Raw genomic sequence first — 24948 nt, 5'->3', positions numbered from 1 at the left:
GACGGCCAGCGCGACCGCAGTGTCCGCGGCCCACGCCCGCCCCCGACCCACATCCCGCGCCCGGCGGTCCGGCCGGACGCCGGCGCACCCGGCCGACGCGCGACCAGGAGTCCGCGGGCCGAACCCCGTGCCCCACACCCCGATCCCGAGACGAGGAGAGACGTATGCCTGACCAGCGGCGCCGTGAGGCGCAGCACCAGCGCCGCCGGGCGCGGATGACCGCGGAGCTGGGGGCGGCCGTCACGCCGGCGGCGCGCCTGGCGGTGGCCGTGGACTACCTGCGCGCCGCCGCCCACCGCCATCCCGGACGCGCGGAGCGGCCGGTGGATGAGCTGGTGCGCCTGCTCATCGCGGCCGGTGACCGGCTGTACGAGGGGAAGCCATGACCGCGACGACCGAGACGACGGAGACCGGTCCTCCCCGCGACACCGCCGGCCGGGACCGGGCGGTGGCGTTCGCGCGCGAGCATCTGGTGCCCCCGGAGATCTGGGGCGCCGACCGCCCCTGCCTGAGGCGGCAGTTCGCCTACGCCCGTGAGGGGCTGTGGGGGCCGCGTGAGGGGCCGTGGCGGCGCGCCGCGATCGCCTACTGGGTGGCGGTCGCGCTGCCGGTGACGGCGGCGGCCTACTACGCCGCGTGGGTGTGTGAGCGCCCGAGCCGCCTGCTCGCCGCCGCCGCGCTGGCGGCGGCCGTCTACGCGGCCGTGAAGGCCCTGTAACCGGAAAGGAGACGAAACGATGCTGTACGTGGCCGCGGTCGTGGCGTTCTTGCTGCAGCGGATCACCCTGAGACACCCCCGCGTGAACAACTACATCCCCGCCGCCCTGGGGTTCGTGGCGGGGGCGGCGCTGGCCGAGACCGGGCTGGGCGGCTGGCTGGCCTCCACCCTGGTCAGCATCACCGGCTGGGTCGGCGGCCCCTTCGGGGTCTCCGGCGGGTGGATCGTCGGCGGCCTCGCCGTGATCCTCACCGTCATCGTGGTCCTGGACGTGGCGGTGGACCGCCGCCCGGACCGCCCCGCGATCGTCGCGCTGATGGTGCTGCCGCTGCTGTATTTGGCGACCGGCGGCGCGCTGGGCATGGTCGGCACCCAGCTGACCGGCGGCGCGGTCGACATCGGGTCGGGGGCCCTGACCACCCTGATCGGGGGCTGAGGCGATGGACCCGCTGAGCGCGGTGATCCTGTCCGGGATCGTCGCGTGGCTGACCGTCGGCAAGGGCACGGCGGACCTGGCCGCGCTGCGGCGCGGGGAGCCGATGCCCTCCTATGAGTGGCAGCGCGCCAAGCTGGCCGCCCGCACCGAGCTCGCCAAGCACCAGGCCGCCCTGGACGCGGACCTGCAGAAGCAGGCGCTGGAGCGGCGGACGGCGGAGGGGACGCTGCGTCCCCTCGCGCCGGCCGGTGAGCAGCCGGGCCTGCAGACCCTGGTCCGGCACTGGTGGGCGGACGCGTGGGAGGACCTGGACGAAGCGCGGCGCGCCAAGCGCGCCGAGCGCAAGGCCCGCACCCCGGAGGAGCGCGAGCAGCTCAAAGACCAGGCGCGGCAGCGCCGCCGGCAGCAGCGCGAGACGTTCGGCGAGCTGCTGAAGAAGCCCGCCGAGTGGCTGCGCGACGACGAGCCCGGCGACACGAAGCACACCGGCGACCGGTGGGAGGACGACTCCGGAACGGACTCGGCCGGCAAGCCCGCCGAGAAACCCGACACCCCGGCGGCGCCGGGGCGGGAGGTCGACGGCAAGCCGCCCGAGGACCAGGAGAAGAAGGGAGAGGAGGAGCCCGCGGTCCAGTCGGACGCGGACCGGCCGGCGCCGCTCGGGGACGTTGTCGACGTCCCCGACGGCCTGGACACCCCCGCAGTCCGGACGCGTCCGGACGCCGAGACGGCGCCCGCGGAGAAACCCACCGCCGACGAAGAAACCCCGCCCGTCGCGGGCGCATCCCGGCCGGGGCCGGTCGATCCGTATGAGGCGTGGGCGGACCGCCAGTCGGCCGACCGGCAGTGGTGGCAGGAGCAGGCGGCAGCCTACGGCATCGACCGCTGGTACGACGGCGCCGAGCTGCGCCAGCGCTACGACGGCGACCGGGCGCAGTTCCAGGCGGTCATGCGCCGCATGACCGAGGACGCGCCGTGGTGGATCGAGCAGGCCGAGCGTCGCGGCATCGACGCCCGCGACCTCAAGGAGTACCTCGGCGACCGCCAGCTCTTCCTGCTCCAGGCGCCCGACCTCTACCCGGTCCAGCGCAGCGACGCCGAGCTCGCCTGGTGGGAGCGCGCGGCCACGACCAGTCGGCTGCGCGAGCAGTACGGCACCACCGGTCTGGGGCTGTTCACCGCGTTCCGCGGCGAACGCGAGCGGTTCTGGGCGGCGCAGGATCGGGCGCGGGAGGAACGGACCTGGTGGAACGCCCAGGCGGTCCGTCTCGGCGTGCACGTGGACGACCTCTACGCCCGCTACCGGATGCCCGACGGCCGCACTGACCGGACCACCTACCTGGCTGAGCTGTACGCCGACGAGGCCGGTCTGCGCGAACGCCTCAAAGGCGAAGAAGAACCCGCCCCGGCCCTGGCTCCGGCGGCCGCCGGGATCGCGGTCCCGCAGGAGCCGGAGAGCCCGGAGGAGACGCGGCCGGACAACGTCGTCCCGCTGCGCCGCCGCCCGGCCACCACCCCGGCCGAGCCCGACACCGAGACCACCACGACCAGCACCGACACCAGCAGCACCCACACAGAGGAAGGAACCAACATGACCACGGAGACCACCGGCCTGGCCTCGGCGATCGCCTGGGCCAACGGCATGTCCAGCTCACTGAACAGCGCCGTCACATCCGTTGAGCAGTCCTCGGCCGCCCTGACCTCGGGCGGCGTGACCGGGGAGGCGCTCGCGCTGTGCGCCCAGGGCCAGGAGGCCCTCTCCCAGGCCGCCGGCGTTTTCGACCAGCTGGCCGCCGAGCTGACCAGCCACCTGCAGGTGCGGGAGGCCTACGCGGCCAACCAGGGCGCCGGCGAGAAGGACTTCGTCACCTCCGAGTAACCCATCCGCTGGCCGGCCGGGGCCCGCCCCGGCCGGCCACCCCGAGCGGCCGCTCGTTGACCCGGCCCCCACCCGCGCGGTGGGGCCGGGTGAGCCAGCGGAGACGACCACGCGCGCCAGAGGAGATCCGCTGATGAACACGAGAAACCCCACGACGACGAGGACGAGTGAGGCCCAGGCGCTCGGCCTGGACCAGGTCCGCGACCGCCTCCCGAAATGGGAGGAGATCCGCGCCCGGCTGCACGCCGCCGACGCCGACGCGCTGCGCAACCGGCTGCGCCTGCAGGCCGCCCCGTGGGCGGTGGCCGCCGCGGTCACCGCGATCGGCCTCATCCAGGAGCTCGCGATCCACGCCTGCGGCGGCGACCGGACGGCCGTGGTGCTGCCCAGCGCCGCGGCGACCGGCGCCGCGATCGCGGCCACGCTGGCGGTGCTGCGCTCTCGGCTGACCGCCGCGTGGGCGTGGCTGAGCGAGGTGCGGGCGTGGGTGGCCGCGCACCCGGTGCGCGCCCTGGTGTGCGCCTCGGCGGCGTGGGTGTGGCTGCTCGCCGCCGCGCTGGCCGGACCGCAGGCCTGGGAGCAGCTGCTCGCCGCGGGGCTGGGCGCGCTGTACGCGCTGGCCGCGCACTGGTGGCGCACCCACCGCATCGGCTACCCCGCCACGCACACCGACCCCGACCAGCCCGCCGAGCCGGTCACCGAGACCACCGTCGAGCCGGTGGAGGAGGGCGAGTCCGACCCGATCGTGCGGCGGTGGGCCGACTACATCGCGGGCCCGCAGGGCGTGCTGCCGGACACCTACCTGTCCGGCGCCACCGAGACGCCGACCGGTACCGCCTACCGGCTGCACCTGGTGCCCGGCAAGCACACGCTGACCACCGCGATCAACGCGCTGCCGCGGATCTCGTCGGGGCTGGGTCGGGGGCAGACCAACCTGATCATCTCCGCGCGGCCGCCGTCGCGGGAGGACCCGGACCCGGATCCGGCGGTGCTGGAGCTGCAGGTCGTCACCAACTCGCCCATCAAGGACACGGTGTTCCTGGACAGGCCCACCTTCGACGCCGGCCGCGGCGCGGTGCTGCTCGGCCCCTACGCCGACGGCTCCGGCTGGGCGCCCTGGCGGATGTACAGCGAGAACAGCGGCTGGGGCGGGTTCGTCGTCGGCGGCATGGGCTCCGGCAAGAGCGGTTTGCTGGAGTCGCTGGCCTACTCGGCGATGGCCTCGGGCACCACCGTGGTCTGGTACCTCGACCCCCAGGGCGGCACCAGCTCGCCCGCGCTGGCCGACCAGGCCGACTGGGCGGTGCTCAACCCCGAGCACTGGGAGGCCTACTACGAGGCCGTCGCCGACATCGTGCACTACCGCAGCAAGGAGAACTCGGTCGAGGGGTGGTCAGGGTTCACCCCGTCGCCGGAGCGTCCCGGCCTGATGGTGATCATCGATGAGTGCCACGAGGTGTGGGCGGACAAGAACCTCGCGAAGAAGTGGGGCAAGATCGCCCGGATCTCCCGCAAGGTCGGCGTCATGATCATCGGTGCTTCGCAGATCTACACGGTGGACACCTTCGGCGGGGACCGGGCGCTGCGCTCGGCGATGACCAAGGGCAACGTGGTCATCATGCGCACGACGGAATCGGTCGACGCGCAGCTGATCCCCGGGTTCGCGGCTGATCCGTCCGCGCTGCCGGAGATGCCCGGCTACGGCTACACCATCGCCTCGGCCGAGCTGGGCGGCAGGACCGCGCCGTTCCGGGTCGCCTGGCAGCCCTCCAGCGAGGCGGTGGCCCGCAAGGTCGGCTTGCCCGAGGCCGACTCCATCCGGGCCCGCATGGCCGCACTGGAGGGCCGGGCCGTGCTGGACGAGATCGCGTCCGCGGCCGCCGGTGAGGCCTACGCGCGGCGCCGCGAGATCCACACCGCCGACCGGGAGGCCGCCCGCCGCGAGCTGGACGAGCTACGCGCCGGCCGCCGCGCGAAGAAGAGCACGACCGCGAAGCCCGCCGCCGCGACGGCGGCGGTCGAAGAGGAAGAGTACGCGGACGTACCGGTCTTCCCAGCCGCCCTCACCCTCGCCCCGGTCCAGGAGGCCGAGCCCGAGGGGCTGACCGGGCTGCGCCGCCGGGTCTACGACGTGATCGTGGCCGGTGTCACCCAGACCGGCGACATCGAGGCGGCCACCGGCGGCTCCAAACGTGGCGTTCGCAACGCCCTGATCTGGCTGGAGGCCAACCGGTACATCGCGAATCCGGCGCGGGGCGTCTACGCCCTGGCGGCGTCCCCGCAGCGGGCCACCGCCTGATCCGGCCGGCGCCTCTGCCGCCCCGACACGGTCGGGGCGGTGGGGGGACTCGCCGGGTCCACACCACACCCCCAGGAAGGACCGGTAATGGGCAGCCACCCCACCTACCAGTGGCTTCACAGCGACGACGGCCCCGCGCTCCTCATCCGCGGCGCCACCGACACCGAGATCCGCCAGCGCCTGGACGCCGTCCTCGCCGAGGACGGCCACCGCCACCACGTGCCCGGCCACCAGCGGGACAGCGTCCGCGCCGGATGGGTCCGCGCCAACCCCTGCCCGCCCGCCTGCGGCGAGCACCGCGTCCACTACGACCCCGCCCTCCCCGGCCGCCGCGGCGCGTTCCCGGGGGCGCTCATCGAACTCGTCTCGGAGAGGACATCCGCGTGAAGCCGTTGAAGCACTGGTTCCGCCGCCGTGGCGAGCACGGCTACGCCCAGGTGTGGCGGGGCACGATCGGGGCCGCGTCCGGGCCGCTGCCCGGGTCCCGGCTGAGCGTGGTGGACGCCTACGCCACCCCGGCGCGGGCGCTGCTGCGCCTGGTCCCCGGCCGGCACACCGCCGTCGACGTGCACGCGGTCCGCGACCGGATCGCCGCCGCCCTGGACCTGGCCGAGGTCGTCGTCCACCCGACCGGCAACCCGGCCGAGCTGGGGCTGGCCCTGTACGCGCGCTGCCAGTCGATCTGGCGGGTCTACACCGGGACCGAGGACGACGACGAGGGCGTCCGCTACCTGGCGACGCTGCTGTCGGAGGCCGAGGCGGAGCGCTACATCGCCGCGCTGCAGGACACCATCCGCGACAGCCTCGACCCCGAGATCGAGTTGTACGCGGTCATGGAGACGGTCTACGTCGACGCCGAGACCGCGCTGTCCCTGCCGACGCGCTGAACACCCGCTGACATCCACACGCCTCTTCGCCGGGGCCCGCCGCGCACGCGGCGGGCCCCGGCCCCGTTAGGAGCACACGATGCGAATCACGATCAACACGGGCACGTTCGCTACCGAGGTGGCGTGGCTGGCCCGGCTGCTGCCCTCCCGGATCGCCGTCCCGGTGCTGGCCGGCGTCCACCTCGCCACCGGCGAGGGCTCGGTCCGGCTCACCGTCTATGACTACGAGACCAGCGGCACCGTCGACGTCGACGCCCACGTCTCCGAGCCCGGGACGGTGCTGGTGTCCGGGCGGGCGCTGGCCACCATCGCCGCGCTGCTGCCGGAGGGGGCCGACGCCCACCTCGCCGTGGACGGGCCCCGGCTCACCGTGACGGCGGGCGACGCGAAGTTCACCCTGCCGACCCTGCCGATCGAGGACTACCCCACCGTCCCCGCCCCGGGCGAGGAGATCGGGCGGGTCGACGCCGAGACGTTCAGCGCCGCGGTCGGCCAGGTGATCGCGGCCGTCTCCACCGACGCGACCCTGCCCATGATCTGCGCGGTGCAGCTACGGCTGGGCGAGCGGCTCAGCCTGGCGGGAACCGACCGCTACCGCATCGCCCAGCGCCGCATGCCGTGGAACCCCACGATGGAGGCCGGCGACGCCGACGCCCTGCTGCTGGTGCCCCCGCGCACCCTGCACTACGCCGCCAGGACGCTCAGCGCGGACGACCACATCGGCCTGGGCGTGCAGCGCGACGGCGACGGCGGCCACGTCAGCGGCGTCACGCTCTCCGACGGCCACCGCACCGTCTCCACCCGGCTCATCGCCGCCGACCCCCCGACGATCGAGCGGCTGTTCGCCGGCGCCGCGGCCCCGGTCGTCACCGCCACCGTCAACGTGGAGCGGCTCCGCAGCGCCGCCCGGCGGGCCGGGGCGCTGTGCACCGCGGTGACCCCCGTGGTCCTGGACATCCAGGACGACCACATCACGGTGGAGGGCGGCGACGGTGACGCCGGCGGCCGCGACGTCGTCCCGGCCGTGACCGATGGCCAGCCGCACACCGTGGCCGTGCGCCACGGCTACCTGCTCGACTGCCTGGACGCTCTCGTCACCGAGCAGGCCCGCCTGCTCGTCCCCGCCGATCACAAGCCGCTGCGGATCCTGCCCGACACCGGCGAGGACGCCGAGACCGCGGGTTACCGCTACCTGCTCATGCCGGTCCGCCGCGGCGACTGATCCGGTCTCTCCCCCTGGCCGGCCCGACCCCCCGTGCTGGTGGCCCGGTGCCGTCGTGGCGTCCGGCTGCTGTCCAGGAGCTGGACGCCCAGTGGACCCGGCATGGACCGCTGACGGTGTTCACCCCCGAGTCACGTAACGGGGTCAGGGCCGAGCACTACGACGACCAGGTCACCTGGGAATGCGCCGCCCGCGCCGCAGCGTCCGTGGTGCTGTTCTGGATCCCCCGCGACCTCAAGAACCTGCCCGGCTTCACGACGAACGTCGAGTACGGCTACGACCTCGCCAGCGGTCGTACGGTCGTCCTGGGGTGCCCGCCCGAGTGCCCGAACCCGGAGCGCAACCGCTACCTCATCTACCTCGCGCACCAGCACGGCGCGCCTGTGCGGGAAAACCTGCACGACACCGTCGCGGCCGCGCTGGGCGTGGTGAGGGCCTGAATCCCGTAGCCACGGAATTACTGATTCGCAGCCCTACCACCGTGCGGCCGAGCACCCCTGACCGCTGTCGAGGGACGACCGGTAGCTGACCTCGACATTTACTCTACGGGATTCCTGATCTACTGAATTACGGATCATGGCAGCACCCCGGCCCCGGGCCACATCCGCCAGAACGACCCCCGGGGCCAGGCAGCCAACCCCAATGAAGCCGAGGAGGGCTCCCCTCATGCTATGCATCCTGTCCGCCATCCTCCGCGCCTGCCAGGCCACCGACAAGTGCTGGTGTGGCGCCGAAGCGCTCTACGAGATCGTTGAGTACGGCGTGCCGACCCCGCTCTGCGGCTTTCACTTCATGAACCGCTGAGGTTCATCCCCGCGCCCTCCGGCTTCGGCCGGAGGGCGCTTTTTTGTTTTACGGAACTACTGAACTCCGCAATTCCGTGATTACGGGAGAGCATGCCAGGCCGTCCACTACTGCTACGGGATCACGGGATTCAGTACCGTACTCCGCATGAGAACCATCGCCTTCGCGAACCTCAAGCCCGGCACAGGCAAGACCACCACCACGATCCTGCTCGCCTACGGGCTCCACCGACGCGGCTTTGATGTGGCCGTGGCCGACTGCGACCCCGCCCAGTCCGCGCTCGCCTGGAGCGACGCGGTCTCCGGCTTCCCCTTCCCGATCTATGGCCTGCCGGTGAAGGACGCCGGCAAGCGCCTGGTGGACATCGGCGGAGAGAAGGCGTGGGTGGTGGTCGATCTGCCGCAGGCCGAGGACCACGCCCAGATCGTCCGGTCGGTGCTGCGCAGGGTCGATGAGATCACCGTGCCTGTGGCCCCGACCCCGATCGAGGTCGAGCGGATGAGCGGCATCTCCGACCTGCTGGAGGAGATTGACGAGGTGCGGCAGACCCCCGCACGCACCGCGGTACTGCTCAACCGCGTCGTCGGCGGAGCCCGCTCCGGTGGCGACGCCCGCGCCGGTCTCACGGAGCTCGGATACGAGGTGCTGGTGCCTGAGATTCCTCGGCGGGAGGTCTACGCGCTGGCCTACGGCGCGGTGCCCGCCATCCGCGACGGCGACCCCATCGACCAGCTCGTCGACACCTACCTGGAGCGCGCGGGGGTGACCGCGTGAGCGCCGCGAGGAGTTCCTCGTCGGCGTCCCGGTTCGCCGCGGCCGCGACGAGCCGCCGCAAGGGCGAGGACGGCGCGACGCCGACGCGGGGAGCGACGGCCGGCCGGACGGCGCCAGTCCGGATCACCATCGATCTCACGCCGGCGGACTACCGCCGGATGAAGGAGGCCCTGGCCGAGCTCGCTCGGCTGTCCGACATCCCCACGCTGCCGCACTCGGAGATGTGGCGGGCGGCCCTGCGGCGGATCGCGGACGACCCGGAGCTGCGGGCCGACCTGGCCGAGGACATCGTGAGCGCGCGCGAAGACCAGTAGGCCAGTAGGCACGGGATTACTGAGATACGGGATCCAGTGATCCAGTGGCCGGACCCGGTCACGCCCGGACATCGCCGCCCAGGGTCGCCAGGATGATCCGCATGAGTGAGCAGACGATGGTGGTCCGCTTCGTCGGCGGGCCGGACGACTGGCGCGGCCGGGTCATGGAGGTGCCGGTGAGCGACCCCAGCGACCCCGGCACCATGCTGATCTCCGACCACGTGCCATGGCGGCCCGACGACGAGGACCTCGACCCCCGCGCGGTCTACACGCCCGACCCGCCGCCCGCGGATCAGCGGGTCTGGATTTTCCGGGGGTGGTTCCCCTCATCCCGGTACGACCCGCCCGTGGACTCCTACGGCAAGTGAACACGCGGCCCGGCGGAGTCCACCGGGCCGCGCCACGTTAGCCAGTCCCGCCCTACGTACGGAGCTACGGGATTACTGAATCACTGAATTCAGCACCCCAGGTCAGAGACCCAGGTTTCATATATCCGCCCTCGGATGAGGCCCCTGCTGCCGGACGAGCTCCAGGGCGGCGTCGACCGGTCGACGCCGCCCTACGCGCGCGGGGGCGCCCCGGTTCGCCGGGCGGCGCGGTGGGCGCGTCGGCGGCAGGTGTCGGAGCAGTAGCGGCGCGGCCGTCCCTGCCGGCCGGGCTGGGTGATCGGTTCCCCGCACACGCACCGGCCCGGCCGCGGCGCGGGAGCGTCGAGTGCGTCGGCGATGGCCAGGAGCCGCAGCGCCTCGGGCGGCAGATACCCCACCTCGCGCAGCGGGGCCAGCCGGGCGCGCAGCTCCCTGGCGGTCTCCCGGGCGATGGAGTGCAGTCCGGGGACCATGTGGGCGGCCAGCTCGGCGAGCTGGGCCGGGGTCGGCGGGTCGGCGTAGACGGAGGCCGTCACCCGTCCGGCGATCTCCTCGGTCCGCTCCACCAGCTGCGCGAACTCCTCAGGGACGCCGTGGTGCACGCGGCCGAGCCGTGCCCGCGCCCGTTCGCGCTGCCGGTCGTCGCCGACCCGCTCCAGGTCCTGCCACTGCCGCAGGGTGACCACCATGCGGCCCAGGGGACCGGCCTGGCGGGCCAGCTCCGGCACGAGGTCGAGCCAGCGGGTGCGCGGGTCGCTCCGGTAGCGGTCCAGCGTGGGATCGGCGCGCAGCGCCGCTGCGACGCCCTCCAGGGCGGCCAGGATCCGGAGGTGGCCGCCGGAGACCTCCGGCCAGTCCCCGTGCTCGGCCGCGTGGGCGGCCGCCCGCCGGCATGCCTCCCGCACCTGATCCGCCGCGCCCATCCCGCACCTCCGCATCACCGGTTCCGCGGCGGCACGCTATCCCGGCGCGAGGTTTTTCGTCCCGGTTTTCGTGACGCCAGGGTGTCGGTTCCAAAAATCGGCCCTCGAATGAGAGTCCGACAAATAGGGCATTCCTGACCGCCGATATGTGAACCTTATCGGCGGTTGACACAGAGGGTGATACAGGGTGGCCGCGTCCGGCCAAGTATGTCCATCTATCCGACATGCCCAGTGACTGGACATAGCATGGGGGTATGAGTGAGACCCCGAACCCCCGCACCCGCTCCGGCCTGGCCGACTGGGCGCGCCGCCGCGACGCCCTCGCCGCCGACCGCGCCGAGCTGCTCCGCTACGCCTGGCTCACCGGCGACCGCAACATCCGCGCGTTGGCGCAAGCGGCCGACGTCTCCCGCGAGACCGTCTACGCCGACCTGCGATCCATGGGGATCGACCCGAACTGGGACCGCAACCTGCCCGCCTTGTGGGTCGTGGTCGCCGGGGCGGAGGACCAGCCGCTGCCCGGCTACCTCCCGGAGGATCCCAACGCCGCCGCCGACGCCCCGCCCGGCCTGCTGGAGCTGCCCCGTGTCGCCGAGTGGCTGGGGCAGGTCGGCGACCACGTGCGGATCGTGCCGTGCCAGCCCGGCGTCACCGAGGAGTCGGCGCACCAGTCGATCCGCGACCGGACCGGCGACGAGGGCGTCGCGCTGCTCACCGTCACCGCCGAGGAGGTGCTCGCCGACGTCCTGCGCACCCCCGTCGAGCGGCTGCTGCACGGCCACCCCGACCGCACCCTGACCGTGCGGTGGGAGCCCGGCGAGCCGCCGGCCACCGACGTCCATGGCGACGGGCTGGACTACGGCTCCCCGGAGGGCTACGTGGCCGAGGTCGCCGACGCCGACGGGCGCGTCATCGCCTGCGGCGGCGGCGCCACCATCGCCGAGGCCCTCGCCGACGTCCAGCCCCGGCTGGTGCGGGGGGCGTAGAGCGTCACCCCCCGACTGGACGCTCACAGACACCGAACCGCGAAGAGGAGAGGAGAGTCATGGCACTGACGGAGCAGCCCCGCCGGCTGGCGGCCACGATCGGGGCCGCGACCGACCAGGGACCCCGCGACCAGCAGAAGGACGCCGCCGCCGTGCACACCACCCGCGACGGCGACGTGGGCGCTGTCCTCGTGGACGGATTCAGCGAGCGCCTCGGCGAGGAGCCGGTCTTCCGCGCGACGGCCGAGCTGGCGGCGTGGGTGGCCGCCAAGCACGACGCGCTGGCCGGCCTGATCGCCGCCCAGGAGGTGATCCACATCGCCGGGCGGACGGCCGGCACGGACGACCTCCTCGGGCCGGACTGCGTCGGCGCGATCGTGAGCATCCGGCGCGACGGAAGCGCCGACGCCACGTGGACCGGCGACTGCCGGGTCTACACCTGGCGCCGCGCTGACAAGCAACTGACGCTGCACACCCGCGACCACACCGAGGGCGCGCGGATGCGCGAGCGGATCGCCGCCGAGCCCGAGCTGGCCGAGAGCTGGGCCGACCCCGCCGACTTCGACCACGAAGTCACCACCACGATGCAGTGGGCCAGCATCCCTGAGCACCACCACCGGGAGGTGCCCATCGGACGGCGGGCCATCGCGGGGTGGGTGCCGCTGCCGACCTGCGACATGGTCCTAATCACCTGCGACGGCGTGCACGACACCATGCCCCACGAGGACCTGCAGCGCGTGGTGACCGGCCACGCCGACCAGGACCCGGCCGCCATCGCCCAGGCCCTCATCACCGCCGCCCGCGCCGCCGACGCCCAGCACGACGACCCCGACGAGCGCGTGGACGACAACGCCACCGCTGTCGTGGTGAAGCTCGCCGCCACCACGACCGGCGGCATCTGACCGCTACCGAGAGAAGGGGGCCCCGCGCGCTCGCGCGGGGCCCCCTTCGTCATGTCCGGCGTCATGTCCGGGGCCGGACGGCGACGACCCGGACGTGGTCGTGGTACAGCGTCACCACGGCCTCGATGCGGGTGGTCAGCAGCACGCCGTGATAGGGGATCGGGCCGATCCCGCCGGGCAGGTAGGGGTCCACCTCGGCGGCCGGGTCGGCGGCGGCCGCCAGGCGCAGCAGTGCCTCGCCGAACTCCTCACGGTCAGTCTCGCCCAGTCCCCGGATCTGCCGCTGCGCCAGGGGTTCCAGGGTGATCGGCCGCACCGGGCTCCTCGTCTCCGTCGCGGCCGCCGAACAGCTCCTCCCACTGACGCCGGAAGTCGTGGGCGTCGCGGGCGTCGATGGTGACCGATCCGGCCGGCGGCGGCGCGCCGCGCACCAGACGGCCGTAGGCGGCGTCGACGGCTTGGGCGAGCTCGGCGTCGTCCAGGCGGTGACTCACGGGGACCTCCTCACGGGGGCGTCGTCTCCAAGGGTAGACGGCGGGCTCGCGGGTTCGGCTACGGCCTGCGATCACGGGTCACGTGATGATCCGGGCAGCGGTCGGTGCGCTCCTCCCACCCATCGTCCTCGGTCCAGTACCGGGCCAGCAGCAGGGACACCTGCCACCCGGCGGCCTCGGCCCGGTCCAGCAGCAGCCGCGCGGGGCCGGCGAGCTCGGCGTCGCACCCCTCCTCGTCGCAGAGGAGGACCTCCAGGTGGTCACGCATCCGCGCCATCCACTGTCTGAGCGGTTTCCCGCATCATGGCGGTCAGCCGCTCCGGTGTCACCGGTCTCGGCTCGGCCGGGTCCCGCAGCCTCCACTCCCGGCCGCACCGGCACAGCACGGTGACGGCCTCCTGGTGCAGCATCATCGCCCAGTCGCCGTCGCGGCCGCACCGGCACAGCATCTGCCACACCATCCCCGGGGCATCGGCCCCGTCCCGCTCGCGCCACTCGGTCGCGTAGTTTGCCACCCGGTACTCGGCCGTGATCGCGTACCCGCGTGGGGGGCGGGTGAGCGCGGCCGCGGCCGCCGACGCGTAGCGGTCCCACTCCGCGAGGCCCGCCTGGAGGTCCTCCTGGTCGGCCGGCAGCAGCAGCCCGTCGGGCAGCTCGGCCTCGGGTGGCGCGGGGGCGTAGAGCACGCGCGGCGCGGCCTCCGGCACGAAAACGGGCATCACCTCGCGGTAGCCGGCGTACAGCAGCCCCAGCAGGATCACCATCCGCAGGCGGAACCGGTCAAGATCCGGCTGGTCGGCGCCGTGGTCCTGCTCCCAGCCGCGCAGGTACCCCCAGGCTTGCTCACGCAGCCCGATCACCCCCCACGGCCCCTCCGCCTCCAGCGTCAGCTCTTCGTCTTCGTCCACGCTGCCCTCCTCTGGGTCCGGGTCCGTGCTGGGACCGTACCGGCCCGGCCGGACGGCCGTATCGGAGATACCCGCGTCCTATTGCGTGGGCGGAAGTGGCGGCGGAGGAAGGATGGGTGGTGCGGGGATGGACGGGTGGTGGCCGGAGGTGGGGCGAGAGGACGACGGGGTGGTGGATGGGTGCGAGGACGAGGAAGGGCGGGGGATGCGGGGGATTTTGGGTTCACACGCCATGGCACTATTCAGTGAGCCCGGCTCGTCAGTGACGCAGACGCGTCCCGCCGGTCCGCGATCGCGCGCAGCAGCGCCTGGGCGGCGTGCTCGATCCGGCCGAGGTCGTGGTCGGGGATGACGCCGTCGCGCACGGCGACGTGGGCGTGGCCGAGGAGCAGGGCGACCTCCCACGCCCGCTCAGGCAGGATCGGCCGCTCCTGGACGATGGCCGGTGGCCGCGGCCCCTGCACCGTGCGGGTCACCGTGCGCACGGTGGTCTCCCGCACGATCTCGCGCACCGGCTCCTCGGCCGGGCGTGCCCGGCCGGCCTGGCGGTCGCGCTCCTGGCGGGCGGTGGCGGTGCGGATCTCGTAGGCGCGCTGGCGGCAGGACTGGGTGCAGTAGCGCCGGTGGGTGGTGCGTGGGGTGATCTGGATCGGCTGGCCGCACCAGGCGCAGGTGCGCTCGACCACCCGCCGCCGCACCCGCTCGGTGACCCGGCCCGACGCGCGGTCGTCGTGTTCGCTCATGCGCGGCACCCTACGGCCCGCGTCACTGACGAGCCGAGGTCATTGAGGAATGCCTCGGTGTGTGGACCGAGAAGCGGCACCGGAAGTACCCATGCATCTTCGGTGCGCGAAATATGGCGCGTCTACCGCAAATCACGCATATCGGGCGAGGGGGGTGGGGGGCCGTCGGCGTCGCGGTGCGTGACCGCCGCGTGGTGCACCACGGGTGCACCGGGAGTGCACTTCGGCGGTGCACTCGTCGCGCGCATGCGCGTATAGCCCCTCCGGGAGGGAGCGTCAAGCCCGTGGTGCACCCGCGTAGTGCACCACGGGCGCGAGGTCACGCTCGGTGACGGCCGGGCTGGACTTTCGGCTGGACTTTCCCGCCGGAGCCCGGCTGGACTTTCTCGCGCGCGTGTACGCGCATAGCCCCCGGGTGTCAACCCGTCCCGGGAAAGTCCGGCCGGACTCTCGACTTTCACCGACCGTGACCACCACCGGGCGCTGGATCGGTCCGGCCCGGTCGTCAGGCCGGGCGGCCGACCCGGGCGGTGGCCCCGGCGAGCCGGCGGGCCGCGCGCAATGCGGCCAGGAGCTCGGCGACGCCGAGCTCGTCTTCGGGGCCGGCGGGTGGGCGGGGGGTGGCGCGGGGGCGGGGCACGGTGCGGGACCTACCCGTCCCGCCCGGCCGGGACGGCGCCCTGGCAGGATCCGGCCAGAGACTGGTGTTGCGCCTATCCTGCGGGCATGCGCGCTGTCGAGATCCTGAGCTTCGGATACATCTACGCGCCGCCTCCCCGTGGGATGCACTTCGTGGCGGACCTGCGGGACTTCTACGCCGAGGACGCGCTACCGGGCGGCACAGGACTCGACCGTCCCGTCAGGGACGCGATCATGAATCTTCCCGGCGCGCGGGAGCTGACCGCGTCTCTCACCCAGGTCGCATCCGCCTACCTGGCGACGGCGGGCCCGGGACCCGTGCGCATCGCCCTCGGCAGTACCAACGGGCGGCACCGGGCCCCCGGCATCGCCATCGCGATGCACGACGCCCTTCTGGCACATGCTCGGATCGACCTCACGCACAGGGACCTCCACCGGGCTTTCGAGTAATCCACCCCCTCACCTGTATGGCGTACAGGTGATCATCCGTTTCATCCCGTCCCGGCCGGCGGGGCGTCCAGATCGCCTGTGACGCGGCGGATCCGGCACACCCAGCGGGGAACTGTCGGGACGGCCGCGCGGCTCCGCAGCGGCCACCACAGGCCCGCAAGGGCGCCCGGGAAGCGATCGGGCCCCAACCATCACGGTCGGGGCCCGATCTCGCCGGAGCGCCTATCCGGCCGCCATGTCCACGAACCGGCTGTAGTGCCCCTGGAACGCCACGGTGACCGTGGCCGTGGGGCCGTTGCGGTGCTTGGCCACGATCAGGTCGCCCTCCCCCGCCCGCACTGAGTCCTTGTCGTAGGCGTCCTCCCGGTGCAGCAGGATCACCACGTCGGCGTCCTGCTCCACCGCGCCGGACTCGCGCAGGTCGGCGATCTGCGGTTTCTTGTCCGGACGCTGCTCGGGCCCGCGGTTGAGCTGGGACAGCGCGACCACCGTGATCCCCAGCTCCTTGGCCAGCAGCTTCAGCTCCCGGCTCATCTGCGACACCTCCTCCTGACGGGTGTCGCGCCGCCCGGCCGGGGTGACGATCTGCAGGTAGTCCACCACCACCAGGCGCAGCCCCATCGACCGCTTCAGCCGCCGGCACGTCGAGCGGATGTCAGCCAGCGTCGTGGCCGCCCGGTCCTCCAGCACCAGGGGTGCGGCGTTGATGCGGGGCAGCGCGCGGGAGACGACCTGCCAGTCGGCCTCGGTCAGGTCACCGGCCTTCACGCGGTGCAGCGGGACCTTCGACTCCGCCGACAGGATCCGGTGCGCGAGCTCGTCGGTCCCCATCTCCAGGCTGAAGAAGGCGGTGGGCACCTGGTCGCGGATCGCGGCGGTGCGGGCGAAATCCATGGCCAGCGTCGACTTGCCCAGCGACGGGCGGCCGCCGATGACGATGAGCTGGCCAGGCCAGAGTCCGCGGGTCAGCGAGTCCAGATCACTGAACCCGGTCGAGATACCGATCAGCCCGTCCTCGGCGCCGGCCATCTCCTGCATCCGGTCCACCACGCCCGGCATCACCTCACCGATCAGCGGCGAGGTCGGCCCGGCGGCGCGCTCGGTGATGCCCATCATCTCGGCCTGCGCGCGATCGACCAGGTCAAGCGCGTCACCGTCACCGGAGTAGCCGATCTGGACGGCGCGGGTGCCGGCCTCGACCAGGCGGCGCAGCAGCGCCTGGTCGGCCACGAGCTTGGCGTAGTAGCCGGCGTTCGCGGCGGTCGGCACCGCCTCGGTCAGGGTGTGCAGGTAGGGCGCGCCGCCGGTCCGCGCGCTCTCCCCGCGCCTGGCCAGCTCGGCGTTGACCGAGACCGCGTCGACCGGCTCCCCGCGCGCCAGCAGGTCCGAGATCGCGGTGTAGATCGTCTGGTGGGCCGGCCGGTACAGGTCCTCGACCCGCATGATCGCCATCACGTCGGCGGCGACCAGGGGCGAGAGCAGCATCCCTCCCAGCGCGGCCTGCTCGGCCTGCAGGTCCTGCGGTGGGGTCCGTGTCCACGAAGTGGTGTCGGTGTCGGTCATGATGGAAGCTCCGTCCTGCTCAAAGGGGGGCGGGGGCGGTGGCGCGTCGGCGTAGGAACCCGCGCCACCGCCCGGTCATGTCAGGGATCGTTCGGCGGTCAGGCGGTGGTCAGCAGCGCCGCCAGGTCGGGGCGGGCCTCGGCGCCCTGCACCCGCAGGGTCCGCAGCAGCTCCTCCCGCATGGACGGGTCACGGGCCTCCCGCATGCACAGCGGGCACGGCACGGTCCGCTCCCGATGCAGATCACACGTCACCGCGCCCCGCCCCGGCGTCTCCGTGCGGGCCTGAGATCCACGCTGGCGGCGCAGTAGCCACAACCGGTGCTCCAGATCCCGGTTCGCCGCCATGGTCGCGATGAGGCCCGCCAATGTTTTGCGCGCTTCCGGCCGCAGCAGGTTCACCAGCGCTTGGGCCTCCTCAGTCGTCGCGTCCGTGGCCCGCATGATGATCGCGGCTGGCGTCTCCGCCACCCCCGACCCGCCAGGGGCGGCAGCTGCGGCCGTGAGGCCGCCCTCCGGCTTGTTCTCGGCGAAGCCCTCGTCCTCCTCCCGAGCGGCCGGTGGGGCGTCAGGAGACGGTGCGGCAGAAGAGGAGGCTGAAGCTGTCGCTGAAGGAGGAGATGAAGGGGGTCGCGTATTTGCCTCCCCATGGGGTCGCGTATTTGCCTCCCCATGGGGTCGCGTATTTGCCTCCCTCCCCCCGGGGGAGGGGCGCGTATTTGCGACCCCTTCTGAGCTGGGAGTTTCCTCGACGTCCTCCTTCGGGGGAGTGAGGCTCAGGACCTCGATCCAGCCGTCGCTGGCCGACTCGTCGTCGGTGTAGGAGAGCTGCACGCGGACCGCACCGCGACGCCGTCCATCCCGGTCGGTGATCGCGGTGACGACCGCTTCGCGGCCGTCATGGACGACGGTGCGCCCCAGTCCATACCAGCAGACGATGCTGTGCGCCCGAGAGCCGAGCCGGAAGGTGCTGCGAGGCGTCCCGTCGGGAAAATCGCCATCCTCGGCCGCGAAGGCGAGGAAGCGGCGCTGCAGCTCGCCGAGGACCTCAGGGGACGCGTCGACCGGCCTGGTGACATCCAGCCGCTTCGAATTGGCGGGACGCTGCACCTCGGCGAAGGGCCGGTTGGTTCCGCCCCACAGATCCCATGGACCGTGAACGAAGATCCGGCTGGACTTCTGCCGGCCCTTCTCGTCGGTGCGGTCCAGGATGGAGATGAACCCGTCCGCCAAGAGGTCCGAGTAGTACCTGCGGAGCTGGCTGGTGTCCATCAGGCAGTCGGCCGCCATGGTGGCGGTCTTGATCGTCCAGGACTTCGTGTCGTCCTCGACACGGCATGCCAGGGTCTGCAGGACGAACTTACGGATGGGGGAGTGGCGCACGTCCAGGCGGCGGACGTACGCCTCAGCTTCGTTGCTCACTGCGTGTGACCGTTCTAGGTCGACACGGTGACCAAAGACTCCCCGCTACGCCGTCGTATGAAGCAGGTACGATGGCGCTACAACCAAGCGAGGGTCTCGGTCGCCGTTACGACCGGACTGTGACGATGGCCCGGGGCGGCAACCCCGGGCCTCGTGCTTTTCTGGGGTTGGAGAGACAGTACTGGGCAGCCAGTTAGCTGGGCTGCGAATCGGCGACGGCTAGGACGAGCGACTGTGCTTCCGGCGCCCATCGGATCACGTACGCGTCAGGTCTGCACGCGGCGAGATCGGGCCACTCGACCACATACGCCGCGTACTCGTCGCTCCACCCAGGAGGTGCCGAGAGGCGCCATGCCTGGCCGTCATGCCACAGGCCGCGCTCCTCTCCAGGGCGGATCATGATGGCGTGATCCTCGGTCAGGAATGGGGCGACGCCTCGGACCGTAGCTCCGCGGGGTTCGTACCACGTGGTCGGGAGGTCGGTCGCAACGCTCGGACTGTCAGGCGGCGGTGCGTGGCGAACAACAGTCGAAATCATTGTTTCCCTCTCTGTGCACTTTTCGAAAAGTGCACCAGATTTCCTCCCGGGGACCAACATGGTGCGAAGATGACGCCACCCACGGGAACGGTAGTACTCGTGCAAGTCGTGGTTTGAAGCCCACGCATCAAGGCGTACACGGTTGTACCCGCTGCGTGCGGCATGCCTGAGAGCCCAATTAAGAGCCCATTCCCCCACGCCTTGTGAATCTTTGTCACGGGCCAACTTGGCAAGATATAGAGCAGGATCACTCTGCTCTTCAGGTGTCCAGAAATCTGGATCAGGGATCGTGGATAGTGAAAAGGTGGCGACAGCCTTTCCATCATCTTCGACGATGAATGTCTCTCCTTTGGCGATCATCTTCCGCATGCGGTCGGCCGTCATCCACCCGCGGCGCCACTGATCGACTCCCCTATCAGCTAGGCGATCGGCAGCGTCGTTGAGCAATTGGACGACATCTGATAGGTCGGCTGGAGTCGCCAGGCGGGCAGCTCTCATGCCGGAAGCTCGTAGATCAGCTCGATTGTGTCGCCGGGCCAGACTGATCGCGTCAATTTGACGGGCCGCCCCTCGGTGTACCCAGTACGCCATTGAGTGAGCACGGATACCCCTGATCCGATGTGCAACTTCGCGGCCTCCTCCGGTGTGGGAGGGCGCCATTGGAGGCGGTCTACATATCTGACCTGCTCATAGCCGCACGCTGCCATCAGAGCGATCACGCCCTGCTTCACGTCGGTGGGATCGAGAATTTCGGGCACCGCCTGCGCGATGTCCATGGGGTAGTAGGTGTCGGCGAGGTTGGATGGCTGCCCGTCCAGCGTCCGCAGACGGCGGCGTACAGCTACCGCCTCCCCTTCTGACAGATCGAGCCATTCCGCTACTTCGCGCGACGCAGCCACCACGGCGACCTCGATGTGCTGGCCGGGAGTGCGTCCATGGGCCTGCGTGTCGCTGACCCACGCATCGACGCCGGATGTGCGGCGATGGTCGAGATTTTCCGTGCGGGACGCATGGATGGGGAGCACGCGGCGGTCGCGTACCCGCCGTCCCGCACGAGTACTACCGGCGGTCACGAGCCCTTCGGAGACGAGCTGCTCGATTGCTCGCACAGCCGTGCCGCGGCTGACGCCACGCTCCTGAGCGAGATCGCGCTCGGTGGGGACGAGTGCGCCCGGCGGTAGCTCACCAGTTCGGATCTGCGTCCTGATCGCGTCTGCGACCTGCGCGTATAGGGGGGGCTCGCGATGTCCCATCATGCCTCCTCAACTTTGGCCTAGTCCAAACATAGCAAACGCTTGACGCGGGCGGCAGGGGCGTGCTTAGCTTTGGCCTAGTCCAAACAGCGCGAGCATTTGGACAGGCCCGGATGTGGACTCCGTTCCCGCCGCTGACCTTGGCGGGGGCGTGTGGAAGCCCGAAGGCCGCTGAGCTTTGACAACTCGATAGCGGAACCGCCTCTGACCCCATCCCGCACCAACGGGACGGCGAAGAGGACGACGTCGCGGCACGGCGGGCCTATCTGCGGACTGGCCCGGAGGAATGCCGCGGCGCACCGCGTCCGTGTGACGCCGGTCCGCCCCCCCGTCGTGGTGGGGACGGTGCCGGGGCTACACGGCCCGCCACGACGAGGAGGAGATCGATGGGCAGCCGCAAGCGCGCGATGGAGAACTTGAAGAACGCCAAGCGGGCGTTGGCCGAGGTCATCGAGCAGGACAAGAAGGCCGGGCGCGACTACGAGACCGACAACCGCGTGGTCGCCGACCACGCGGTGCGCATCGCCGAGAAGCAGGCCCGGGAGGCGGGCGTGCCCGCCTGGCGGCGCTGACCTCCTGCCGGCCTCACGAGTGAGCCCCGCCCTGGGTGCGATCCCGGGCGGGGCTCTTCATCTCACGAAAGGACCGTGATGTACGCGATTATCCCTGGCCAGCGCGACGCTGGCCACGACCACGACTATGACGACGCCCTGGAGGGCGAGGACGCCGGCCACTGGCCGGACGGGTTGTCCCGCCGGGAGGTCCAGCGGCTGATCTGGGAGGCGCAGAAGGCCGGGACCGCCGGCGGCGCCCGGCCCGACCGCGACCCCGAGTACCAGGCCCTCATCGAGCACCTGCACGCCGGCACCGGCCGCCCCCGCGACCCCTACACCTGCGACTTCACCTCCGAGCAGGTGGAGGCCCGCCGGGCCGCGCACCGCCTGGTGCTGGTGGGGAGGGCCGCCTGATGGAGTCCCCGATCGGGTTCTTCCTGTGCTTCGCCGCCCTGTGCTTCGCCGTGATCGGGATGCTGCACGCCGCTCTGGCGGCGCTGGGGGGTGCGTGATGCTCGCCGAGATCGCGCAGTGGATCGACGTGTGGGCGGCGACGCCACCCCGGGACATGACCGCATACCAGCAGCTCGTCCTGGTGGGCGGTCCGATCGCCGGGATGTTCGCCGTCTCGATGGTGATCGAGCTGGTCGTGGCCGCGCTGGGCCGTCGGCGGTGGCTGCGGGTGGGGGCCACGGTCCACCACCCGCGATACGGGCTGGTGCCGGTGGTCGCCATCGCCACCGAGGACTCCGAGGCCGGGGATCAGTGGGCGCTGGTCCTGCGGCCCGGCGGTGAGGAGACCGACTGGGTGCCGGCCGAGGAGCTGGCCCGGCCCACACCCGCACGTTCCGCCTGATCCCTCCGGGCGCCCGACCTGCGCGGGCGCCCCTGGGGACCGAGACGGCCACCAACAAAACCGAACGAGTACGAGGAGAACCCCCCGATGACGAACACCACGACGACGGCGCGGCGGATGCCCGCCAGCAGCGCCGACCTGGACGAGGTCCGCGCGACCGTACTGGTCGCGGGTCAGGTCTGGAGCTCCCGGCTGGTCCCGGCCGGCGCGCTGATCCGGCTCACCCACAAGTGGGAGCGGCCCCGGGTGGTCGCGACGCTGCGGGCTGCGGGGTACACCGCCACGCCGGTGAGCGACACCGAGGACACGGTCCTGGTGTCCGGCGTTCTCGACCCGATCGCGGTGCTGGACGCCGAGATCGCGCGGCTGACGGAGCGCCGGGACGCCCTGGCCGCCGAGAAGTCGGAGATCCTGGGCGGTGCCCGATGATCGGTCGGCGGCGCCGGGAGCGCGAGGAGCAGCGCCACGAAGACCTCATGTCGGGCCTGGAAGCGATCGCCCGGGCGGTGGGCCACCTCGCCGAGCAGCAGCTCGGCGAGGTGGCCGAGTGGCGGCTGGAGGAGGCCACCCAGGAGCTGGAGGAGGTCCGCTCCCAGCTCGACACCGAGCGGGCCGCTTCCGAGGAGCTGACGGACAGCCTGCGCGCCGCCCGCGCCGAGACCGAGATGGCGGAGTGGCGGCTGGAGGAGCTCACCCAGGAGCTGGAGGAGGTCCGCTCCCAGCTCGACCGGGCGCTGCGCCGCGCGGAGCAGGCGGAGACCGAGGTGCGGCGGCTGGCAGCCACCCCGCTCGAACCCGCCGGCAAGCAGGTGTTCGTCACGTCGGAGCTGGTGGCGCTGTACGAGGTCGCCGACGCATACACCGGCGACAGGGAGCCGCAGGCGCCCTACACCGTGGTGCTGGCCGCGATGCGGCGACTGGCCCGCTACCCGGAGGTGCGGGAGGCGCTCGGGCTGGACCGCCAGGAGGAGCCGGTCGGATGAGCCCGGCCCGGTTCCTGGACCCGACGGGTGAGCGGTACGGCATCCCCACCTACGGGTGGGGATGGGCGAAGGCGTTCGACCCGGACCTGCTCACACGCAGCCAGCTGCGCGCGCAGGGGCTGCGGCCGGGCGGCCAGCAGCCGGTCGCGCAGCTGATGTGGCGGTCCCGCCGGGCGCGGGACCGCTCCGGCATCCGCATCGCCTACCTGTACGACCGGCGCCGGGCGGCGCCGGTCCGCCCGATGACCCCGGCCCGGCGGGAGGCGCTGGCGGCCGCGATGCGGGCACGGCGCACCTGCCCCACCTGCGAAACCGTCTACCCGTGGTGCATCCCGACCTCGCTCGGGGAGTGCCCGGCCTGCGCCGGCCTGGAGGCGCGCGCGGCCTGAGGCCGCACCTCACACCCATCACGACGATCACCAGGAGGTGACCACCATGGGCCGCACGAACCGGCCCCGACCGGGCGAGACGATCGCCGACCGAAAGGCGAGGCTCGCCGACGAGCGGGCGCACGACAGTCTGACCCGCGAGGACGAGCTCGTCCGCCGCCAGGCCGAGATCGACCATGACATCAGGCTGGGGCGGGTCGAGGAGCGTACCGAGGACGACCGGCTCCGCGCCGACATCGCACGGCAGCAGCGCGCGGACGCCCGCGCGGACCTGCGCTCCGAGGCCGACCTGGCGGGCTGGCGGCGCGACCTGCGGCGCCGCGGGGCGCGGCTGCGCGCCCAGACCCTGATCACGCGGAGCGTGGAGCACCGGCTGGTGCTCAAGCGCCGGATCCAGGGTGGCGCTCTCGGCGCACTGGGGGCGGCGCTGGCCGCCGCCGTGGCGTGGTCCACCGCCTCGGTGCGCGAGGGTGTGCTGTGGGTGTGGGGGCTGGCCGGGCAGGTCAGCACGGCGATCGAGGTGGTCGCGTGGCTGGCCGAGCCGGTCATGGTCGGGGTGGCGGCCGGCCTGATCGTGCTGCGCACGCTGCTGCCGATGATCGGCGGCAGCCTGACCCCGACCTCCGGGACCGACAAGCTCCGACGCGTCGAGCACGCGCTGCTGGGGCTGTCCATCACGCTCAGCGCGGTGCCGTCGCTGGCGGCCGTCGCCTGGACGGGTGGCCCGGCCGCGGTCGCACTCGGCCTGGTGGGCACGGCCGTCCACGCGTTCCCTGCGATCGTCGCCGTGCTGCTGGCCTACACGTTCGCGTGGACGGCCGAGCGGATCGCCGCCGCCGACCCGACGCGGGGCGAGGGCGTGCGCTGGCTCGCCGAGATGGACCTCGGCCTGGACGGGGCCGCGCCGCCGGTCCGGCCGGCGGTGGTCGACGAGGGCACCGAGCACGCCGAGCGGATCCGCGGCCTGCTGGCCGATGACGCCGACGTGGCCGAGGAGGCCCGCCACGGGGTCGACACCCTGACGGAGTGGCTGGCCGAGCAGGGCGGCGTCGCGGTCCTGGACCGGCCCGCCGAGCACGCCGCCGACGGTGCCGACGAACCCAATTCCGACCCTGACGGAATTGGCTCCGACCAGCACGATCGTCCGACCGGCCAGGAGCCCTCCGGCGGTGGCGCCGACAGGGGTGACGGCCCGGTGCGCCAGCCGCACCACAGCGCCCGCGTGGACGCCGGGATGACCACCCGGGAGAAGGTCTGGCGGGCCATCCAGGAGCACGGCCCGGCCGTGTCCACCCGGTGGCTGGCCGGCCACCTGCAGATGCCGCGATCCACGGTGACCGAGCACCGCAAGGCGCTCGCCGCCGCCGGCAAGCCCGTCTACGCGAACCCGAAGTGACCGACCGGGGCGCCCCTCGACGGAGGGGCGCCCGTGCCCCGCTCCGGCGGGTGCGCACGCCCACCAGACCCGATGGCGGCCTGGTGGGCGTGCGCGCCACTCCGGTGGTGCCTGGGGGCGTGGACGGCCAGCGCGACCGCAGTGTCCGCGGCCCACGCCCGCCCCCGACCCACATCCCGCGCCCGGCGGTCCGGCCGGACGCCGGCGCACCCGGCCGACGCGCGACCAGGAGTCCGCGGGCCGAACCCC

At 72.6% G+C, this 24948-nt stretch carries 34 protein-coding genes; 23 read left to right on the top strand and 11 right to left on the bottom strand.

Going from position 1 to position 24948, the window contains the following annotated elements:
- The first annotated feature begins 164 nt into the window (after positions 1-164).
- The 13 genes from ACFQRF_RS27510 (at position 165) to ACFQRF_RS27450 (ending at position 9701) form a co-directional block, all read left to right on the top strand.
- Positions 165-386, top strand: a complete 222-nt coding sequence (locus ACFQRF_RS27510) for a hypothetical protein (protein WP_379874380.1) — start codon at positions 165-167, stop codon at positions 384-386.
- Complete coding sequence (locus tag ACFQRF_RS27505) at positions 383-718, top strand: hypothetical protein (RefSeq protein ID WP_379874379.1); 336 nt, start codon at positions 383-385, stop codon at positions 716-718. Before ACFQRF_RS27510 ends, ACFQRF_RS27505 begins: the two co-directional genes overlap by 4 nt.
- Before the next feature lie 19 nt (positions 719-737).
- Positions 738-1154: a hypothetical protein gene (locus ACFQRF_RS27500; RefSeq protein WP_379874377.1), complete on the top strand. Its 417-nt coding sequence runs from the start codon at positions 738-740 to the stop codon at positions 1152-1154.
- Between the two features lie 4 nt (positions 1155-1158).
- The gene (locus ACFQRF_RS27495; protein WP_379874375.1) at positions 1159-3033 is read left to right on the top strand and encodes a hypothetical protein; all 1875 of its coding nucleotides are present in this window, start codon (positions 1159-1161) and stop codon (positions 3031-3033) included.
- Between the two features lie 133 nt (positions 3034-3166).
- Positions 3167-5332: a DNA/RNA helicase domain-containing protein gene (locus tag ACFQRF_RS27490; RefSeq protein WP_379874374.1), complete on the top strand. Its 2166-nt coding sequence runs from the start codon at positions 3167-3169 to the stop codon at positions 5330-5332.
- An 87-nt stretch (positions 5333-5419) separates the two neighbouring features.
- Complete coding sequence (locus ACFQRF_RS27485) at positions 5420-5719, top strand: hypothetical protein (protein ID WP_379874372.1); 300 nt, start codon at positions 5420-5422, stop codon at positions 5717-5719.
- The gene (locus ACFQRF_RS27480) at positions 5716-6219 is read left to right on the top strand and encodes a hypothetical protein (protein WP_379874370.1); all 504 of its coding nucleotides are present in this window, start codon (positions 5716-5718) and stop codon (positions 6217-6219) included. The genes ACFQRF_RS27485 and ACFQRF_RS27480 overlap by 4 nt, the downstream gene beginning before the upstream one ends.
- A gap of 79 nt (positions 6220-6298) precedes the next feature.
- Positions 6299-7441: a DNA polymerase III subunit beta gene (dnaN, locus tag ACFQRF_RS27475; protein WP_379874369.1), complete on the top strand. Its 1143-nt coding sequence runs from the start codon at positions 6299-6301 to the stop codon at positions 7439-7441.
- On the top strand, positions 7438-7881 hold the full coding sequence (locus tag ACFQRF_RS27470; protein ID WP_379874382.1) for a nucleoside 2-deoxyribosyltransferase domain-containing protein: 444 nt from the start codon (positions 7438-7440) through the stop codon (positions 7879-7881). Before dnaN ends, ACFQRF_RS27470 begins: the two co-directional genes overlap by 4 nt.
- A 226-nt stretch (positions 7882-8107) precedes the next feature.
- Positions 8108-8245, top strand: a complete 138-nt coding sequence (locus tag ACFQRF_RS27465) for a hypothetical protein (protein WP_379874367.1) — start codon at positions 8108-8110, stop codon at positions 8243-8245.
- Positions 8246-8392: 147 nt separating this feature from the next.
- Complete coding sequence (locus ACFQRF_RS27460) at positions 8393-9019, top strand: nucleotide-binding protein (protein WP_379874366.1); 627 nt, start codon at positions 8393-8395, stop codon at positions 9017-9019.
- Positions 9016-9333 carry a hypothetical protein gene (locus ACFQRF_RS27455; RefSeq protein ID WP_379874364.1) on the top strand — a complete coding sequence of 106 codons (318 nt, stop codon included), beginning with the start codon at positions 9016-9018 and terminating at the stop codon, positions 9331-9333. The genes ACFQRF_RS27460 and ACFQRF_RS27455 overlap by 4 nt, the downstream gene beginning before the upstream one ends.
- Positions 9334-9434: 101 nt before the next feature.
- Positions 9435-9701 (top strand): hypothetical protein, encoded by a 267-nt coding sequence (locus ACFQRF_RS27450; protein WP_379874362.1) that lies wholly within the window; start codon positions 9435-9437, stop codon positions 9699-9701.
- A 191-nt stretch (positions 9702-9892) separates the two neighbouring features.
- Here the strand turns inward: ACFQRF_RS27450 and ACFQRF_RS27445 are convergent, their stop codons facing one another.
- Positions 9893-10624 carry a hypothetical protein gene (locus ACFQRF_RS27445; RefSeq protein ID WP_379874360.1) on the bottom strand — a complete coding sequence of 244 codons (732 nt, stop codon included), beginning with the start codon at positions 10622-10624 and terminating at the stop codon, positions 9893-9895.
- Positions 10625-10878: 254 nt separating this feature from the next.
- On the opposite strand from ACFQRF_RS27445, the gene ACFQRF_RS27440 reads away from it, so the two are divergent.
- A complete protein-coding gene (locus tag ACFQRF_RS27440) occupies positions 10879-11610 on the top strand; it encodes a hypothetical protein (protein ID WP_379874359.1) in 732 nt (243 codons plus the stop codon).
- A gap of 59 nt (positions 11611-11669) precedes the next feature.
- Positions 11670-12512 (top strand): PP2C family protein-serine/threonine phosphatase, encoded by an 843-nt coding sequence (locus ACFQRF_RS27435; protein ID WP_379874357.1) that lies wholly within the window; start codon positions 11670-11672, stop codon positions 12510-12512.
- Between the two features lie 61 nt (positions 12513-12573).
- Here the strand turns inward: ACFQRF_RS27435 and ACFQRF_RS27430 are convergent, their stop codons facing one another.
- The 6 genes from ACFQRF_RS27430 to ACFQRF_RS27405 form a co-directional block, all read right to left on the bottom strand.
- Positions 12574-12828: a hypothetical protein gene (locus ACFQRF_RS27430; RefSeq protein WP_379874355.1), complete on the bottom strand. Its 255-nt coding sequence runs from the start codon at positions 12826-12828 to the stop codon at positions 12574-12576.
- Positions 12767-13006: a hypothetical protein gene (locus tag ACFQRF_RS27425; RefSeq protein ID WP_379874353.1), complete on the bottom strand. Its 240-nt coding sequence runs from the start codon at positions 13004-13006 to the stop codon at positions 12767-12769. The genes ACFQRF_RS27430 and ACFQRF_RS27425 overlap by 62 nt, the downstream gene beginning before the upstream one ends.
- A 58-nt stretch (positions 13007-13064) precedes the next feature.
- Positions 13065-13274 (bottom strand): hypothetical protein, encoded by a 210-nt coding sequence (locus ACFQRF_RS27420; protein ID WP_379874351.1) that lies wholly within the window; start codon positions 13272-13274, stop codon positions 13065-13067.
- Positions 13267-13914: a hypothetical protein gene (locus ACFQRF_RS27415; protein WP_379874350.1), complete on the bottom strand. Its 648-nt coding sequence runs from the start codon at positions 13912-13914 to the stop codon at positions 13267-13269. Before ACFQRF_RS27415 ends, ACFQRF_RS27420 begins: the two co-directional genes overlap by 8 nt.
- A 242-nt stretch (positions 13915-14156) precedes the next feature.
- The gene (locus ACFQRF_RS27410; protein ID WP_379874348.1) at positions 14157-14657 is read right to left on the bottom strand and encodes a hypothetical protein; all 501 of its coding nucleotides are present in this window, start codon (positions 14655-14657) and stop codon (positions 14157-14159) included.
- A gap of 505 nt (positions 14658-15162) precedes the next feature.
- The gene (locus tag ACFQRF_RS27405; RefSeq protein WP_379874346.1) at positions 15163-15297 is read right to left on the bottom strand and encodes a hypothetical protein; all 135 of its coding nucleotides are present in this window, start codon (positions 15295-15297) and stop codon (positions 15163-15165) included.
- 86 nt (positions 15298-15383) lie between these two features.
- Between ACFQRF_RS27405 and ACFQRF_RS27400 the strand changes: the two genes are divergently transcribed.
- The gene (locus ACFQRF_RS27400; protein ID WP_379874345.1) at positions 15384-15746 is read left to right on the top strand and encodes a RapZ C-terminal domain-containing protein; all 363 of its coding nucleotides are present in this window, start codon (positions 15384-15386) and stop codon (positions 15744-15746) included.
- A gap of 222 nt (positions 15747-15968) precedes the next feature.
- On the opposite strand, the gene dnaB is transcribed toward ACFQRF_RS27400, so the two are convergent.
- From dnaB to ACFQRF_RS27380, 4 genes are all read right to left on the bottom strand, one after another.
- Positions 15969-17309 carry a replicative DNA helicase gene (gene dnaB / locus ACFQRF_RS27395; protein WP_379874343.1) on the bottom strand — a complete coding sequence of 447 codons (1341 nt, stop codon included), beginning with the start codon at positions 17307-17309 and terminating at the stop codon, positions 15969-15971.
- 98 nt (positions 17310-17407) lie between these two features.
- Entirely contained in the window at positions 17408-18730 is a 1323-nt protein-coding gene (locus tag ACFQRF_RS27390; RefSeq protein WP_379874341.1) for a hypothetical protein, read from the bottom strand.
- A gap of 193 nt (positions 18731-18923) precedes the next feature.
- Positions 18924-19766 (bottom strand): GNAT family N-acetyltransferase, encoded by an 843-nt coding sequence (locus ACFQRF_RS27385; RefSeq protein WP_379874339.1) that lies wholly within the window; start codon positions 19764-19766, stop codon positions 18924-18926.
- Entirely contained in the window at positions 19763-20521 is a 759-nt protein-coding gene (locus ACFQRF_RS27380) for a GntR family transcriptional regulator (protein WP_379874337.1), read from the bottom strand. Before ACFQRF_RS27380 ends, ACFQRF_RS27385 begins: the two co-directional genes overlap by 4 nt.
- Positions 20522-20907: 386 nt before the next feature.
- Here ACFQRF_RS27380 and ACFQRF_RS27375 point away from each other — a divergent pair, with 386 nt between their 5' ends.
- From ACFQRF_RS27375 to ACFQRF_RS27345, 7 genes are all read left to right on the top strand, one after another.
- Positions 20908-21093 carry a hypothetical protein gene (locus tag ACFQRF_RS27375; protein ID WP_379874335.1) on the top strand — a complete coding sequence of 62 codons (186 nt, stop codon included), beginning with the start codon at positions 20908-20910 and terminating at the stop codon, positions 21091-21093.
- A gap of 78 nt (positions 21094-21171) precedes the next feature.
- A complete protein-coding gene (locus tag ACFQRF_RS27370) occupies positions 21172-21489 on the top strand; it encodes a protease-associated domain-containing protein (RefSeq protein WP_379874333.1) in 318 nt (105 codons plus the stop codon).
- Between the two features lie 97 nt (positions 21490-21586).
- Positions 21587-21931 (top strand): hypothetical protein, encoded by a 345-nt coding sequence (locus ACFQRF_RS27365; RefSeq protein ID WP_379874332.1) that lies wholly within the window; start codon positions 21587-21589, stop codon positions 21929-21931.
- Positions 21932-22018: 87 nt separating this feature from the next.
- A complete protein-coding gene (locus ACFQRF_RS27360) occupies positions 22019-22360 on the top strand; it encodes a hypothetical protein (protein WP_379874330.1) in 342 nt (113 codons plus the stop codon).
- On the top strand, positions 22357-22914 hold the full coding sequence (locus ACFQRF_RS27355; RefSeq protein ID WP_379874329.1) for a hypothetical protein: 558 nt from the start codon (positions 22357-22359) through the stop codon (positions 22912-22914). The genes ACFQRF_RS27360 and ACFQRF_RS27355 overlap by 4 nt, the downstream gene beginning before the upstream one ends.
- Positions 22911-23303 carry an RRQRL motif-containing zinc-binding protein gene (locus ACFQRF_RS27350; RefSeq protein ID WP_379874327.1) on the top strand — a complete coding sequence of 131 codons (393 nt, stop codon included), beginning with the start codon at positions 22911-22913 and terminating at the stop codon, positions 23301-23303. Before ACFQRF_RS27355 ends, ACFQRF_RS27350 begins: the two co-directional genes overlap by 4 nt.
- 46 nt (positions 23304-23349) lie before the next feature.
- Positions 23350-24699 carry a hypothetical protein gene (locus ACFQRF_RS27345; protein WP_379874325.1) on the top strand — a complete coding sequence of 450 codons (1350 nt, stop codon included), beginning with the start codon at positions 23350-23352 and terminating at the stop codon, positions 24697-24699.
- Positions 24700-24948 lie beyond the last annotated feature (249 nt).

The sequence above is a fragment of the Marinactinospora rubrisoli genome, assembly GCF_042664915.1.
In the GTDB taxonomy this organism is placed as follows: Bacteria; Actinomycetota; Actinomycetes; order Streptosporangiales; family Streptosporangiaceae; genus Marinitenerispora; species Marinitenerispora rubrisoli.
Note: the sequence above shows the minus strand (reverse complement) of the source record. Positions and strands in the feature narration are given on the sequence as shown.